The organism is Pseudomonas sp. SORGH_AS_0211 (assembly GCF_031453455.1).
Taxonomy (GTDB): Bacteria; Pseudomonadota; Gammaproteobacteria; order Pseudomonadales; family Pseudomonadaceae; genus Chryseomonas; species Chryseomonas aestiva.
Window position 1 is genome coordinate 1,465,932 of record NZ_JAVIZV010000001.1, and the last position, 15,232, is coordinate 1,481,163.

General features: G+C 67.3%; 13 protein-coding genes. 12 read left to right on the plus strand and 1 reads right to left on the minus strand.

Going from position 1 to position 15,232, the window contains the following annotated elements:
- Positions 1-123 precede the first annotated feature (123 nt).
- The 10 genes from QE393_RS06860 to QE393_RS06905 all read left to right on the plus strand — a co-directional run bounded on the left by QE393_RS06860 (position 124) and on the right by QE393_RS06905 (position 10,791).
- A complete protein-coding gene (locus QE393_RS06860) occupies positions 124-1,131 on the plus strand; it encodes an ABC transporter substrate-binding protein (RefSeq protein WP_273807012.1) in 1,008 nt (335 codons plus the stop codon).
- A 26-nt stretch (positions 1,132-1,157) separates the two neighbouring features.
- Complete coding sequence (locus tag QE393_RS06865) at positions 1,158-2,039, plus strand: TauD/TfdA family dioxygenase (protein ID WP_273807013.1); 882 nt, start codon at positions 1,158-1,160, stop codon at positions 2,037-2,039.
- Between the two features lie 14 nt (positions 2,040-2,053).
- Positions 2,054-2,935 carry an ABC transporter ATP-binding protein gene (locus QE393_RS06870; protein ID WP_273807014.1) on the plus strand — a complete coding sequence of 294 codons (882 nt, stop codon included), beginning with the start codon at positions 2,054-2,056 and terminating at the stop codon, positions 2,933-2,935.
- A 15-nt stretch (positions 2,936-2,950) separates the two neighbouring features.
- Positions 2,951-3,817: an ABC transporter permease gene (locus QE393_RS06875; RefSeq protein ID WP_273807015.1), complete on the plus strand. Its 867-nt coding sequence runs from the start codon at positions 2,951-2,953 to the stop codon at positions 3,815-3,817.
- 423 nt (positions 3,818-4,240) lie between these two features.
- Positions 4,241-5,329 carry an LLM class flavin-dependent oxidoreductase gene (locus tag QE393_RS06880; RefSeq protein ID WP_273807016.1) on the plus strand — a complete coding sequence of 363 codons (1,089 nt, stop codon included), beginning with the start codon at positions 4,241-4,243 and terminating at the stop codon, positions 5,327-5,329.
- Between the two features lie 70 nt (positions 5,330-5,399).
- The gene (locus tag QE393_RS06885) at positions 5,400-6,347 is read left to right on the plus strand and encodes an ABC transporter substrate-binding protein (protein ID WP_273807017.1); all 948 of its coding nucleotides are present in this window, start codon (positions 5,400-5,402) and stop codon (positions 6,345-6,347) included.
- A complete protein-coding gene (locus QE393_RS06890) occupies positions 6,344-7,669 on the plus strand; it encodes an LLM class flavin-dependent oxidoreductase (RefSeq protein WP_310042687.1) in 1,326 nt (441 codons plus the stop codon). The genes QE393_RS06885 and QE393_RS06890 overlap by 4 nt, the downstream gene beginning before the upstream one ends.
- Complete coding sequence (locus tag QE393_RS06895; RefSeq protein WP_310042688.1) at positions 7,670-8,851, plus strand: acyl-CoA dehydrogenase family protein; 1,182 nt, start codon at positions 7,670-7,672, stop codon at positions 8,849-8,851.
- A 13-nt stretch (positions 8,852-8,864) separates the two neighbouring features.
- A complete protein-coding gene (locus tag QE393_RS06900; protein WP_273807020.1) occupies positions 8,865-9,824 on the plus strand; it encodes an ABC transporter substrate-binding protein in 960 nt (319 codons plus the stop codon).
- A gap of 73 nt (positions 9,825-9,897) precedes the next feature.
- Positions 9,898-10,791, plus strand: coding sequence for a LysR family transcriptional regulator (locus QE393_RS06905; RefSeq protein ID WP_310042690.1), 894 nt, complete (start codon positions 9,898-9,900; stop codon positions 10,789-10,791).
- Positions 10,792-10,839: 48 nt separating this feature from the next.
- Here QE393_RS06905 and acnA read toward each other — a convergent pair whose 3' ends face one another.
- Positions 10,840-13,539, minus strand: a complete 2,700-nt coding sequence (acnA, locus tag QE393_RS06910; RefSeq protein ID WP_273807022.1) for an aconitate hydratase AcnA — start codon at positions 13,537-13,539, stop codon at positions 10,840-10,842.
- Positions 13,540-13,736: 197 nt separating this feature from the next.
- Between acnA and rlmM the strand changes: the two genes are divergently transcribed.
- Both rlmM and tusA read left to right on the plus strand, forming a co-directional pair.
- Positions 13,737-14,798: a 23S rRNA (cytidine(2498)-2'-O)-methyltransferase RlmM gene (gene rlmM / locus QE393_RS06915; protein ID WP_310042691.1), complete on the plus strand. Its 1,062-nt coding sequence runs from the start codon at positions 13,737-13,739 to the stop codon at positions 14,796-14,798.
- Positions 14,799-14,855: 57 nt separating this feature from the next.
- The gene (gene tusA / locus QE393_RS06920; protein WP_027597771.1) at positions 14,856-15,095 is read left to right on the plus strand and encodes a sulfurtransferase TusA; all 240 of its coding nucleotides are present in this window, start codon (positions 14,856-14,858) and stop codon (positions 15,093-15,095) included.
- Positions 15,096-15,232 lie beyond the last annotated feature (137 nt).

The window sequence follows — 15,232 nt, forward strand, 5'->3', positions numbered from 1 at the left end:
ACGGCACCGCCGGCGCCTGCGCCGTCACTGCATATCGTTAGTCGAATTCCGTCTTTACCAAAAGTTATAACAGCTCATTAGCCTATAACGCTTTCGGATGGCCAGTCGGCACGGAGCGGGATGATGAGCAGGGTAGGGAAGGGGTTGGCGGTTATCGCCGCCGTGGCGAGCGCCCTGGGCTTTGCGGGCAGCGCTGCCGCCGAAGGCAAGATCAGCATCGCCCAGCAATTCGGTATCGGTTATCTGATCCTTGACGTGGTACGCGATAGGCAACTGATCGAGAAGCACGGCCAGGCCGCTGGCCTGGACATCCAGGTGGACTGGAACAGCATCTCCGGCGCCACCGCCATGAACGAGGCGCTGCTGGCCGGCTCGCTGGACGTGGTGTCCGCCGGGGTACCGCCGATGCTGACCGTCTGGGATCGCACCCGCGGACGGCAGAACGTCAAGGCCATCGCCGCCCTGGGCGCCATGCCCAACTACCTGTTGAGCAATCGCGCCGAGGTCAGGTCGATCAAGGACCTGACCGATCAGGACCGCATCGCCGTGCCGGCGGCGGGCGTGGGTTTCCAGTCACGCACCCTGCAGATCGAGACGGCCAAGGTCTTCGGCGATGCCCAGTTCAAGAAATTCGACGCCATCAGCGTAAGCCTGCCGCACCCCGATGCCAGCGCCGCCCTGATGGCGGGCGGTTCGGAGATCACCACCCATTTCTCCAGCCCGCCGTTCCAGTACCAGGCGCTGGAGAATCCCCGGGTCCATCGCATCCTCAGCAGCTACGACGTCCTCGGCGGACCGGGCACCTTCAACGTGCTCTACACCACCGAGAAATTCCACGACGAGAATCCCAGGACCTACCGCGCCTTCTATGACGCCCTGGTGGAAGCCGCCGCCTTCATCCGCGCCAACAAGGCCGCGGCCGCGGAAGCCTATGTCCGCGTCGAGCACTCCAGGCTGCCGCTGGCCCTGGTGCAGCGCATCGTCGAGGACCCGGAGATCGACTTCACCGTCGAGCCCCAGCGGACCTTCGTCTACGCCCAGAAGCTGCACGAACTGGGCGTGCTGAAACACCAGGCTGCCGCCTGGCAGGACTATTTCTTCCCCGAAGCCCACGAGCGTCCCGGCAGCTGAGCCGGACCACCAAGGAGAACCCTCCAATGACTCTCGCCTCCCCACGGCCGGCCGCCGGCCAGACCTTCGAGATCCGTCCCTTCGGCAACCTGGGGGCCGAGATCCTCGGCATCGATCTGGCCCGGCCGCTCAATGCCGAAGACTTCGCCCGCGTTCATCGCGCCCACCTGGACCATCATGTGGTGGTGTTCCGCGACCAGCGCATCACGCCTGAAGAGCAGATCGCCTTCAGCCGCCGCTTCGGCGAGTTGCAGATCCATGTGCTCAAGCAATTCCACCTGGCCGGCCACCCGGAGATCCTCATCGTCTCCAACATCGTCGAAGACGGCCAGCCGATCGGCCTCGGCGATGCCGGCAAGTTCTGGCACTCGGACCTCTCCTACAAGGAATTGCCGAGCCTGGGTTCCATGCTGCACGCCCAGGAGTTGCCGGAGGAGGGCGGCGATACCCTCTTCGCCAACATGCACCTGGCCTACGACACCCTGCCAGCGGCGCTCAAGCGCCAGGTCGAGGGGCTCCAGGCCGAGCATTCCTATACCGCCACCTATGCCAAGCCCAAGTTCGAAGGCAACTGGCGGCCGACCCTGACCGCCGCGCAACTGGCCGAGGTCAAGGCGGTGGTGCATCCGGTGGTGCGCACCCATCCGGAAAACGGCCGCAAGGCGCTGTTCGTCAGCGAGGGCTTCACCACCCATATCGTCGGCCTGCCGGAAGACGAGAGTCGCGAACTGCTGGCCGAGCTGCATGCCCACAGCGTCAAGCCCGAGCACCTCTATCGCCACCAGTGGCAAACCCACGACCTGGTGTTCTGGGACAACCGCTCGCTGCTGCACCTGGCGGCCGGCTGCCCCAATCACCTGCGGCGCAAGCTGTATCGCACGACCATCCAGGGCGATGCGCCTTTCTGAGGGAGGAGACGACCATGAACGCTCCTCTCGCTTCGCGTCCGCACCTGACCCTGGCGCAGACCCAGCCGCTGCTGCAGGTGCAGGATCTCGACCTCGAATACCGCACCCGCGAGCGCCGGGTGCGGGCCACCCACCAGGTATCCTTCGAGGTGCATGGCGCCGACCGTTTCGTGCTGCTCGGGCCGTCCGGCTGCGGCAAGTCGAGTCTGCTCAAGTCGGTGGCGGGTTTTCTGCCGCCGCTGCACGGCGAAATTCGCCTGGATGGCCAGCCGATCAAGGGGCCGGGACCGGATCGCATCGTGGTGTTCCAGGAATTCGACCAGCTGCCGCCGTGGAAGACGGTGCTGGAGAACACCATGTTCCCGCTGCTCGCCAGTCGCCAGGCCAGTCGTGGCGAGGCGCGCGAGCGGGCGCTGCACTACCTGGACAAGGTCGGCCTGACGCGCTTCGTCGATGCCTATCCGCATCATCTTTCCGGCGGCATGAAGCAGCGGGTGGCCATCGCCCGGGCCCTGGCCATGCAGCCCAAGATCCTGCTGATGGACGAACCCTTCGCCGCCCTCGACGCCCTGACCCGCCGCAAGATGCAGGAAGAACTCCTGGCGCTCTGGGACGAGGTGCGCTTCACCCTGCTGTTCGTCACCCATTCTATCGAAGAGGCGCTGGTGGTGGGCAACCGCATCCTGCTGCTGTCGCCCCATCCGGGCCGGGTCCGTGCGGAACTCAACTGCCACCAGTTCGGCCTTGAGGACTTCGGCGGCGCCGAATTCCAGAGTACCGCGCTGCGCATCCACAACCTGCTGTTCCCCGACGACGTTCAGACGCTCCCACCCGAGGTCGCCGACGAGCGCCTGCGCCTGCAGCAGGCCATCGTCCAGGGCCGCATTTCCTACTAGTTTCGAGGTAGACCCATGACTCGACAGCCCCCGGTGCGGGCCGAATACCAACGGGACCTTGCGCCCCTCGACGACTTGCCGCTGGCGGTCGAGCTGCCCCTGGCGACGCGCCTGTGGAGCCAGGCCTGGCTGCGCAAGCTGGTGATCCTGGCGATCCTGATGCTGGCCTGGGAAGTGGCCGCCCGCTGGCAGGGCAACGACCTGCTGCTGCCCAGCTTCCTGCAGACCGCCGCGGCCTTCTGGGATGGCCTGGTGACCGGCGAGTTGCTGGCCAAGGTCGCCATTTCCCTCGGCACCCTGCTCAAGGGCTATCTGCTGGGCGTGGTCCTGGCCCTGGCGTTGAGCGCCCTGGCCGTTTCCACCCAGTTCGGTCGCGACCTGCTCGGCACCCTGACCTCGATGTTCAACCCGCTGCCGGCCATCGCCCTGTTGCCCCTGGCGCTGCTCTGGTTCGGCCTGGGCGAGAACAGCCTGGTGTTCGTGCTGGTGCATTCGGTGCTCTGGCCCATGGCGCTCAACACCTACTCGGGCTTTCTCGGCGTTTCCGACACCCTGCGCATGGCGGGGCGCAACTACGGCCTCAAGGGGCTGAGGTACGTCGGGCTGATCCTCATCCCGGCGGCGCTGCCGGCCATCGTCTCGGGCCTGAAGATTGGCTGGGCCTTCGCCTGGCGCACCCTGATCGCCGCCGAGCTGGTGTTCGGTGCTTCCAGCGGCAAGGGCGGCCTGGGCTGGTACATCTTCCAGAATCGCAACGAGCTCTACACCGACCGCGTCTTCGCTGGCCTTGCCGCGGTGATCATCATCGGCCTGCTGGTGGAAGGCCTGGTGTTCGCCACCCTGGAACGGCTGACGGTGAAGAAGTGGGGCATGCAGCGGTAGGGTCTTCCCCGGCGGGTTGGACTTCGCCACGCTCAACCCAGCCTACGGAACATCCCTGTAGGTTGGGTTGCGCCGGCTCCACCGTCGAAGCCCGACAAGGCACGGACTTTGGCCGGGTAACCGAGGATCCAGACCTTCGCGCGGACGGCCCCCTCTCCCCCGGGGAGAGGGCTGGGCTGAGGGCGCCCTTTGCAGCGAACGCCTCCAGCGGAAAAGGCTGCGCCGTTTTCCACGCTACCGCACTACCGCGGTCACGATAAGGAGCGCTGATTCGTCCGCGATAAATGCATACATTAAATAAAACTCGAATTAGGATATGCGTATAAGGAATTTCCTTCTTATGCCCTGGCTGCCTAAGGTGAACCCCAGCCAACGTCTTCCCGGAAGGCGTCCCCTCTCTACTTCGGCACGGGATTCACCACCATGAGCGTTCAATTCCTCGGCATGATCGGCCATCGCCTCACCTCGGAGATCATCGCCCCCTCCGGTCCCATCTTCGACAAGGGTTATGTCACCCGCTTCGCCCAGGCCCACGAGCAGGCCGGCTTCGATCGCATCCTGGTGGGCTATTGGTCCGATCAACCCGATGGCTTCCTGGTCACTGCCCTGGCCGGGCAGGCGACGCAGACGCTCAAGTTCCTGCTGGCCCACCGTCCCGGCTTCGTCGCCCCGACCCTGGCGGCGCGCAAGCTGGCGACCCTCGACCATCTGCTCGACGGCCGCCTGGCGGTGCACATCATCAGCGGCGGCAGCGACGGCGAGCAGCGCAAGGACGGCGACTGGCTCGACCACGACCAGCGCTATGCCCGTACCGAGGAATTCCTCGACGTGGTGCGCCAGGAGTGGACCAGCACCCAGCCCTTCGACCACGAGGGCGAGCACTACCGGGTGGCGAATGGCTTCTCCGCCATCAAGCCGCTGCAGCAGCCGAGCCTGCCGGTCTATTTCGGCGGCTCCTCACCGGCCGCATTGCGGGTGGCCGGCAAGCACGCCGATGTCTTCGCGCTCTGGGGCGAGTCCCTGGCCCAGACCCGCGAGACTATCGCCGCGGTCCGCGCCGAGGCGGCGCGCCATGGCCGCACCCCCAGGTTCAACGTCTCCTTCCGGGTGATCCTCGGCGACACCGAGGACGCCGCCTGGGTCAAGGCCGAGGCCATCCGCCAACAGGCCAAGGCGCGCCTGGCCGCTGAAGGCGCCGTGCATCCGGCCAAGCCGGAAGCGGTCGGGGCCCAGCGCCTGCGCGATACCGTGGCCCTGGGCGACCGCGTGGATCGCCGGCTCTGGACCGGCATCGCCGCCCTGGTCGGCGGCGGGCACAACTCCACCGCGCTGGTGGGCACCGCCGAGCAGGTGGCCGATGCCTTGCTGGACTACTACGACCTGGGCGTCGACAGCTTCCTGATCCGCGGTTTCGATCCGCTCAACGACGCCGTGGAATATGGCCGTGAGCTGATCCCCCTGACGCGTGAGAAGGTCGCCGCGCGCCTGGCCGGCGCCCGTCGCACCGGCTGAAGCCTGCTGACCCACCCACCGCGCGACCGTACCCACGGAGCGCTCCCGATACCTTCGAGGAGACGCCTTCGTGATCAAGGGATTGCTTTTCGCCGCCGGCCTGCTGGCCGGCACCTCCGCCGGCCTGGCCCAGGCGGTCACCCTCACCATCGGTGACCAGTTCTACTACAGCAGTACCCTGCTGGAGCAGGCGGGTGAACTCAAGGACCTGCCGTACCAGATCCAGTGGAAGAGATTCAACGCCGGGGGGCCGGTGGTGGAGGCGCTCAACGTCGGCTCCATCGACCTGGGCATCGTCGGCGACACCCCGGTGATCGCCCTGGCCGCCCGCGGGGGACCGATCAAGGTGGTGGCGGTGACCCGCAACCGTCCGGACGGCACCGCCATCGTCGTGGGCAAGGATTCACCCATCAAAACCGTGGCGGACCTGGCCGGCAAGCGCGTGGCCATCTGGAAGGGCTCCTGGAGCCAGCAGCTGGTGTATTCGGCGCTGGAACAGGCCGGGCTGCCCAGCGATGCGCCGCGCTACAGCTACCTGATGCCCACCGAGGCCATGGTCGCCCTGAGCCAGGGCACCCTGGACGCCACCGCCACCTGGGAGCCCTACGTCAGCATGGTGGAACGCCAGGGCGGACGGGTGCTGGTCACCGCCAGGGACCTGATGCCGGCGCCGGTCTATGTGGTGGCCAACACCCAGCACCTGGACGAGCACCGCGCCGCCATCGGCGATTTCGTCGCCCGCCTGCAACGCGCCCGCAGCTGGGCCCGCGACCACGTCGACGTCTATGCCCAGGCCTGGGCCAGGCGCAACAACTCCGATCCGGCCATCGCCGAGCGCTGGTTCCGGCGCGATGCCACCTGGGTCGAACCGATCAGCGCCCAGACCCTGAGCGACGGCCAGAAGACCGCCGACTTCCTGGTCAAGGCCGGGGTGCTGCCGCAGCCCTATGACGTCAAGCCGCTCTATGACCAGAGTTTCAATCGCTACCTGCAAGCGCCTCGGGAGGCCAGCCGATGAGTCGCCACCTGCACCTCGCCGGCTTCCTGCTGGCCGGTCCCGTCGTCCATAGCCACGCCGTCTGGCGCCATCCGGAGACCCAGGGTGATTTCCTCGACCCGGACTACTACGTCCGTGCCGCCAAGGCCCTGGAAGAGGGCCTGTTCGACTTCCTGTTCTTCGCCGACCGCCTGGCGGTGGGCGACCAGCTCGGCGGCTCGCGGGAGACCGCCCTGCGCCTGGGCGCCCAGGACGCCACCCGACTCGATCCACTGCCGCTGCTGTCCTACCTGGTGGCCCACACCCGCCACCTCGGGCTGGGTTGCACCCGCTCCACCACCTACTACGAGCCCGCCCATGTCGCCCGGGCCTTCGCCACCCTCGATCACCTGTCCCGCGGGCGCGCCGCCTGGAACATCGTCACCTCGATGAACGACAGCGAGGGCCGGCTGTTCGGCAAGGAGCGCCACCTGGAGCACGACCTGCGCTACGACCGCGCCGACGAATTCGTCGAGGTAGCGGTCAAGCTCTGGCGCAGCTGGGGACCCGAGGCCCTGCGCCTGGATCGGGAGGCGGGGGTGCTGGCCGATCCCGCGCAGGTGCGCGCCCTCGATCACCAGGGCGACTGGTTCCGCGTGGAGGGCCCGCTCAACATCCCGCGCAGTCCCCAGGGGCGCCCGGTGCTGATCCAGGCCGGTTCCAGCGGCCGCGGCCGGCGCTTCGGCGCGCGCTGGGCGGAAGCCATCTTCACCATCCAGCCGAATCTCGCCGCCATGCGCGCCTTCCGCGACGACGTCCGCCGCCAGGTGCTGGAGCAGGGGCGGTCGCCGGATGGCTGCAAGATCCTCACCTCGGTCATGCCCTTCATCGGCGGCAGCGAAGCCGAGGCACGCGTCAAGCAGGAAAGACACAATGCCCTGGCGCAACCGGAGGTGGGGCTGATCACCCTCTGCTCCCAGCTCAACATCGACCTGTCCCGCTTCAGCCTGGACACCGCCCTGGGCGAGGTGGCCGAGGTCGGCGACCTGCCGCCGGCCGCTGCCGAGAAGCTGCTGGCGCTGGGGCCGCGTACCACCCTGGCCGAATTGGGTCGCAGCTACGCCGCCAGTGTCCGCGTGCCGCAGCTGGTGGGTACCGCGGCCCAGATCGCCGACCAGCTGGCCGAGTGGTTCGCAGCCGGTGGTTGCGATGGCTTCGTGATTTCCCCCGGCTACCTGCCGGGTTCCTTCGTCGAATTCAGCGAGAGCGTGGTACCGCACCTGCAGCGCCGCGGCCTGTTCCGACGCCAGTACCAGGGCACGACCCTGAGAGATCACCTGGGCCTCGGCCCCCTGGAGGACTAGATGAGCACGACCGAAGAGGCTGCTGGCTGGCTGACGCTGGCCCGCGAGATCGGCGCGGAATTCGCCGCCCGGGTGGTGGCCGATGAACGCGACCGCCTGCGTCCCGACGCCCAGCTGCAACGACTCAAGGACAGTGGCCTGAGCAACCTGGTCATACCCGTGCGGCTCGGGGGTGCCGGCCAGCCCTGGTCGCTGGCCATGCGCGTGCTGCGCGAGATCGCCGCCGGCGACGGCTCGGTCGGCCTGCTCTTTGGCTATCACCTGCTCAATACCGTGAACCTGCGCCGCGAACCCCAGCCGCGGCGCGATCGGTTGCTGGCGGAAATCGCCGAGGGCCGGCTGTGGCTGGCCGGGGTGGTCAATCCACGGGATGACGACATCCTCGCCACGCCGAGCGCCGGTGGCGGCTATCGCCTGACCGGGCGCAAGGGCTTCTGCAGTGGCGCCGCCTTCGCCGATCGCCTCACCATCAGCGCCCGTGATCGGGAGAGCGGGGTGCGGTTGATGGTCACCCTGCCGGCGGATCGAGTGGGACTCACCTATGCCGACGACTGGGACCACTTCGGCGTGGCGCGCAGCGACAGCGGCAGCTTCACCCTTGACGACGTCTGGGCCAGCGCCGAGGAGGTCCAGGTCTGCGATCTGGAAGACGCCGGTGACTTCGCCGCGGTGATCCGTACCCCGGTCAACCAGTCGGCCTTCACCCAGTACTACCTGGGCGCCGCCCAGGGCGCGCTGCGCGAGGCGCGGCGCTATCTGCACGCGGAAGCGCGACCCTGGGTGCATTCCCTCGCCGCCAGCGCCAGCGAGGATCAACTGGTGCTGAGCCAGGTGGGCGAACTCTGGATCGCCCTGCAGGGCGCCGTGGCCCTCGCCGAGGTGGCGGTCCGGCGGGTGGATGACCTGCTCGAGGCGGATGCCGCCTTCACCGCCGAATTGCGCGGCGAGACGGCCATCGCCGTGGCCAGCGCCAAGGTGCTGGCTGCCCGTACCGCCCTGGACGTCACCACCCGGGTATTCGACGCCCTGGGTGCCCGCGCCACCCACAACCGCCTGGGCCTGGACCGCTTCTGGCGCGATGTACGCACCCACAGCCTCCACGACCCCCTGGCCTACAAGGTGCTGGAGGTCGGTCGTTATGCGGTCAAGGGCCAGTACCCCGATGTCCGTGCCTACACCTGACGAGAGACTTCCCATGCTGCGCAAGACCCTTGTTGGCCTCACCCTCGGCCTGCTGGCCGCGACCCAGGCGTTGGCTACCACCCTGGTGGTGGGCGACCAGAGCTACAACACCCGCACCGTGATGGAAGCCGCCGGTGTCCTCAACGACCTGCCGTACCAGCTGGACTGGAAGCAATTCACCGCCGGTTCGCCGGTAGCCGAGGCGCTCAATGTCGGCAGCCTCGACCTGGGCCTGCTGGGCGATGCGCCGCCGCTGTTCCTCGGCGCCCTGGGCGCGCCGATCAGGGTGGTCGGCATCAGTCGTCAGAGCCTCGAGGGCGTGGCCATCCTGGTGCGTGGCGACTCCAGCATCCACAACCTGGCGGATCTGCAGGGCAAGACGGTGGCCATCTGGAAGGGCTCCTGGAGCCAGCAACTGGCCCTGTCCGCCCTGGACCGGGCGGGCGTGCGGCGCGAGCAGGTGAACGTTCGCTACCTCAATGCCCTGGATGCCTCCCACGCGCTGGAGGGTGGCTCGGTGGACGCCATCGCCACCTGGGAACCCTATGTCACCCAGGCCCAGCGCCACGGCGCCCGGGTACTCACCACTGCCGAAGGCCTGATCCCCGCGCAGAGTTTCGTGGTGGCCAGCCAGGGTGCGCTGGACGATGCCGCCAGGCACCAGGCCATCGCCGATTTCCTCCGGCGGCTGCAGCAGGCCCGGACCTGGGCCAATGCCGATCCCGAGCACACGGCGCGCTACGCCAGCGCCTGGGCTGAGCGCACCCGCGCTGACGCGGCCATCGCCCAGGCTTGGTTCGGCCGTGCTCGCACCAGTCTCGGACCGGTCACCCCCGCGGCCATTGCCCAGGCGCAGCGCACCGTCGACTTCTTCGCCGGCGAAGGCCTGGTCAAGGGCTATGACGCCAGTCGCCTGTTCTACGATGGCTTCGGAACGAGCCTGGCACCGCTCGCGCAGACGGCGCAACACTGAGCACCGGCAGTAGCGGAGGTGTTGCGTTATGCTTGAGGCGCATGTCCAGCAACGGGAAGTCAGACGCCTCCTCATGAAGACCGACGATATCGAAGCCTTTGTCGCGGTGCTCCGCAGCGGTTCCCTCAATGCCGCCGCGCTGTCCCTGGGACTTACCCAGCCAGCCATCACCCGCCGCCTGCAGAGCCTGGAACAGGATCTGGGTGTCGAGTTGCTCGACCGCCACACCAAGCCACTCAAGCCGACACGCCTGGGGCAGGAGGTCTACGGCCACTGCCGCGCCATCCTGCGCGAGATGGACGCCCTGCGCGAGCGGGTGGCGGGCGATGCCCCGCCGTCCGGGCTGCTACGCCTGGGCGTGCCCCAGACCCTGGGCGATGCGCTGTTGCTGGAGGCCGTGAAGGCCATCCGTACCCGCTACCCGGAACTGCGTACCCAGGTGGCGACCGGCTGGGGCAGCGTGCTGGTCAGCCGTATCGAGCATGGCGAGCTGGACGGCGCCCTGGTACTGTTTCCGGCCAACAAGGTGTTTCCCGACAACGTCGAGGCCCAGGCCCTCGGCGCCATGCCGCTGCAGGTGGTCGGCGCCCGAGACCAGGCGCCGGCCAAGGCGCGGCGGCTGGCCGATATCCAGGGTCAGGGCTGGGTACTCAACCCCGACGGCTGCGGCTTTCGCGCCAGTCTGCAACGCACCCTGGCCGAGCATGGCCAGGCGCTGCGCATCAATCTGGAAACCTATGGCACCGAACTCCAGCTCGGCCTGGTGGCGGACGGCCAGGGCCTCGGCCTGGTCCCGGCACCGCTGCTGGCCTTGAGTGCCCACCGCGAACGCCTGGTGGTGATCCCGCTGAAGGACTTCAGGCCGGAAATCCAGCTGTGGCTGATCCATCCGCGCTTTCTCGGACCACTGCAGGGGGTGGTCGAGGGGTTCGGGCAGGAGGCGAGTCAGCTGTTGGCAACCTCCTGACAGCAGAACGCCCGGCAGCCAGGCTGCCGGGCGTCCGTTGCCGCCAGGTTAGGCCGCAGGCTTCGCCAGGAACTCCCGCAGCACGTAGTGCAGGATGCCGCCAGCCTTGAAGTAGCTCACCTCGTTGAGCGTGTCGATGCGGCAGAGCACCTCGACGCTGTCCAGGCTGCCATCCTCGCGGGTGACTTCCAGGGTCAGCGGCATGCGCGGCCGCAACTCGACACCGTCGATGCCCAGCACGGCGATCTTTTCCTTGCCGGTCAGCCCCAGGGACTTGCGGTCCACGCCGTCCTTGAACTGCAGCGGCAACACGCCCATGCCCACCAGGTTGGACCTGTGGATGCGCTCGAAGCTCTCGGCGACCACGGCCTTCACGCCCAGCAGATTGGTGCCCTTGGCCGCCCAGTCACGGGAGGAGCCAGTGCCGTATTCCTTGCCGGCGATGATCACCAGTGGGGTGTTTTCCAGTTCGTACTTCATGGCCGCGTCATAGATCGACAGCTTTTCGCCCGTGGGGACGTGGAAGGTATTGCCGCCTTCCTCGCCACCGAGCATCTCGTTCCTGATGCGGATGTTGGCGAAGGTGCCTCTCATCATGACTTCGTGGTTGCCGCGGCGCGAGCCGTAGGAGTTGAAGTCGGCATAGTCCACGCCATGCTCGGCCAGGTAGCGGCCGGCGGGGCTGTCCTTCTTGATGTTGCCGGCAGGGGAGATGTGGTCGGTGGTGACCGAGTCGCCCAGCAGCGCCAGGATGCGGGCATCGTGGATGTCGGCGATGCGCGGCGGATCGCCGGCAATGGTCTCGAAGAAGGGCGGATTCTGGATGTAGGTGGAGTCGGCATCCCAGACATAGGTCTCGGCGTCCGGCACCTGGATCGCCTGCCACTTCTCGTCGCCGTCGAATACGGCGCCGTATTGCTTGTGGAACATGGCGGTGTCGAGCTTCTGCACGGCGTCCGCCACTTCCTGCTGGGTGGGCCAGACGTCTTTCAGATAGACCGGCTGGCCGTCGTTACCCATGCCCAGCGGCTCCTGGGTCAGATCGACCTTGACGCTGCCGGCCAGCGCATAGGCCACCACCAGCGGCGGCGAGGCCAGCCAGTTGGTCTTGACCAGCGGATGCACCCGGCCTTCGAAGTTGCGGTTGCCGGAGAGCACCGAGGCCACGGTGAGGTCGGCGTCCTGGATCGCCTGTTCGATGGGATCGAGCAGCGGACCGGAGTTGCCGATGCAGGTGGTGCAGCCATAGCCGACCAGATCGAAACCGAGGTCGTTGAGATAGGGGGTGAGTCCGGCGGCGTTGTAGTAGTCGGTCACCACCTTGGAGCCGGGGGCGAGGGACGACTTGACCCAGGGCTTGCGCATCAGGCCTTTCTCGGCGGCCTTCTTCGCCAGCAGACCGGCGGCCATCATCACGCTGGGGTTGGAGGTGTTGGTGCAGGAGGTGATGGCGGCGATCACCACGGCACCGTCCTCTAGCTGGAAGGTCTGGCCGTCGAGCTGGACCTCCACGCCACTGCCCGCCTTGGGGGCCTCGGCTTTTTTCGGCGCCAGGGCAGTGAAGTCGCCAAAGGTCTTGGCGACCTCGCCTAGCAATACGCGATCCTGGGGTCGCTTGGGACCGGCCAGACTGGATTGGACTTCGCCCATGTCCAGCTCCAGCACGTCGGTGAACACCGGCTCATCGCCGGGATTGCGCCACAGGCCCTGGGCCTGGGTGTAGGCTTCCACCAGCTGCACGGTCTCCTCGGGACGACCGGACAGGCGCAGGTAATCCAGGGTGATCTGGTCCACCGGGAAGAAGCCGCAGGTGGCGCCGTACTCCGGCGCCATGTTGCCGATGGTGGCGCGGTCGGCGAGGGGCAGGGTGGCCAGGCCATCGCCGAAGAATTCGACGAACTTGCCCACCACGCCCTTCTTGCGCAGCATCTGGGTCACGGTCAGCACCAGGTCGGTGGCGGTGATGCCCTCGCACAGCTTGCCGGTGAGCTTGAAGCCCACCACCTCGGGGATCAGCATGGACACCGGCTGGCCGAGCATGGCCGCCTCGGCCTCGATGCCGCCCACGCCCCAGCCCAGCACGCCCAGGCCATTGATCATGGTGGTGTGGGAGTCGGTGCCGACCAGGGTATCGGGGAAGGCATAGGTGCGGCCGTCCTCGTCCTTGGTCCAGACGGTGCGGCCCAGGTACTCCAGGTTGACCTGGTGGCAGATGCCGGTGCCCGGTGGGACCACGCGGAAGTTGTCGAAGGCGTTCTGGCCCCAGCGCAGGAAGGCATAGCGCTCGCCATTACGCTCCATCTCGATCTCGACGTTCTCGTGGTAGGCGTTTTCGCTGGCGTAGCGATCCACCATCACGGAGTGGTCGATCACCAGGTCGACAGGAGAAAGCGGATTGATCCGCTGCGGATCGCCACCGGCCTTGGCCACGGCTTCGCGCATGGCGGCCAGGTCGACCACTGCCGGTACGCCGGTGAAGTCCTGCATCAGTACCCGCGCCGGCCGGTACTGGATCTCGCGGTTGGCGGAACGGGTCTTGGTCCAGTCGGCCAGGGCCTGGAGGTCCTCGCCGGTAACGGTCTGGTTGTCTTCCCAGCGCAGCAGGTTCTCCAGCAGCACCTTGAGGGATTTGGGCAGCTTGTCGAGATTGCCCAGGGTCTGCGCCGCGTCGGGCAGACTGTAATAGTGGTAGGTGCGCTCACCGACCTGCAGGGTCTTGAGGCTTTTGAGGCTGTCCAGGGCTGGCATCAGGGGTCTCCTTATCGACGCTTCGACGGTTGCCCGCTGGCCGTTCGAGCCTCGAAAGGTGAAGGAGACCCGTACCAGCGCTGGGCGGACTGATTTTTCTAGGTGTAGTACTGGACCGATAGGCGCCGCTGGCGTTCCCCAGCGGGCGCGCTGGGGTATAGTGCGCGCCCTGCGTGACCCCTTGAGGAAGCCCCTTCGTGAATACCCTGTTGCTGCTGTGCCGTACCGGATTCGAAGGCGAGGTCTGCGCCGAGCTCGGCGAGCGGGCGGCGCTGCTCGGCGTGGCCGGTTATTCCAAGGGCAAGCCGGGTGCGGCCTATGCCGAATTCGTCTGTGGCGACGCCGAGGGTGCCGCCCGGTTGATGCAGACCATCACCTTCGCGGAGCTGATCTTTCCCCGCCAGTGGTCCCGTGGCGCCTTTCTTGGCCTGCCCGAGCAGGACCGCATCGGCCCGCTGCTGGAGCTGCTGGCTGACTATCCTGTCTGCGGCAGTCTGGCCCTGGAGATGCCCGACACCAACGATGGCAAGGCGCTCTCCACGTTCTGCAAGAAATTCGAGCGCCCCCTGACCCTGGCGCTGCGCAAGGCCGGCCGCCTGGTGGACGATGCCCGGGCGCCGCGGCTGCAGCTGACCTTTCTCAGCGGACGCGAGGTTTTCGTCGGCGTGGTCGAGCCGGGCAACGCCGCCCTCTGGCCCATGGGCATCCCGCGGCTGAGGTTTCCCCGCGAGGCTCCCAGTCGCTCGACCCTCAAGCTGGAAGAGGCCTGGCACCACTTCATCCCGCGTCCCGATTGGGAAACCCGCCTGTCCTCCGAGATGCGCGCCGTCGATCTGGGCGCCGCCCCGGGTGGCTGGACCTGGCAGCTGGTGGCCCGCGAGATGCTGGTGACGGCGGTGGACAACGGCCCCATGAACGAGGCGCTGATGGACACGGGCCTGGTGGAGCACCTGCAGGTCGACGGCTACGCCTTCGTCCCCAAGCGCCCGGTGGACTGGATGGTCTGCGACATCGTCGAGAAGCCCGCCCGCACCGCGGCGCTGATCGAACGCTGGATCGGCGAGGGTCATTGCCGCGAGGCGGTGGTCAATCTCAAGCTGCCGATGAAGCAGCGCTATCGCGAAGTGGCCGGTATCCTCGAACGCCTGCACGACCACTTCGAAGGCCGCGGCCAGCGCGTCACCATTGGCTGCAAGCAGCTCTACCACGACCGCGAGGAAGTGACTTGTCACCTGCGGCGGCTGGACAAGAAACCCTAGGCCTCTACCACGCTCTGAATGCAGATCGCCGTAACCGCTTTACCCCTTGGAGACCCCATGACCCTCGAAGCCGATGCCACCCTCGACGCCAGCGGGCTGAACTGCCCGGAGCCGGTGATGATGCTGCACAACAAGGTGCGCGACATCGCCCCCGGCGCCCTGCTCAAGGTCATCGCCACCGATCCCTCAACCCAGCGCGACATCCCCAAGTTCTGCGTCTTCCTCGGCCATGAACTGGTGGAGAAGAGCGAGGGGGAAGGGCGCTATCTGTACTGGATTCGCAAGAAGGTGGAGTGAGGCAAAGGTACCGCTCCGCAGCCCGTCGAGTACCTGTAGGAGCGCCGCATCGGCGGACCGCCATGGCCGCGATAAAGCGGGCTCATCTCGTCAGTTCCAGCTAAGGCTCGACCTCTTATCGCGGCCGTGGGCCGCTC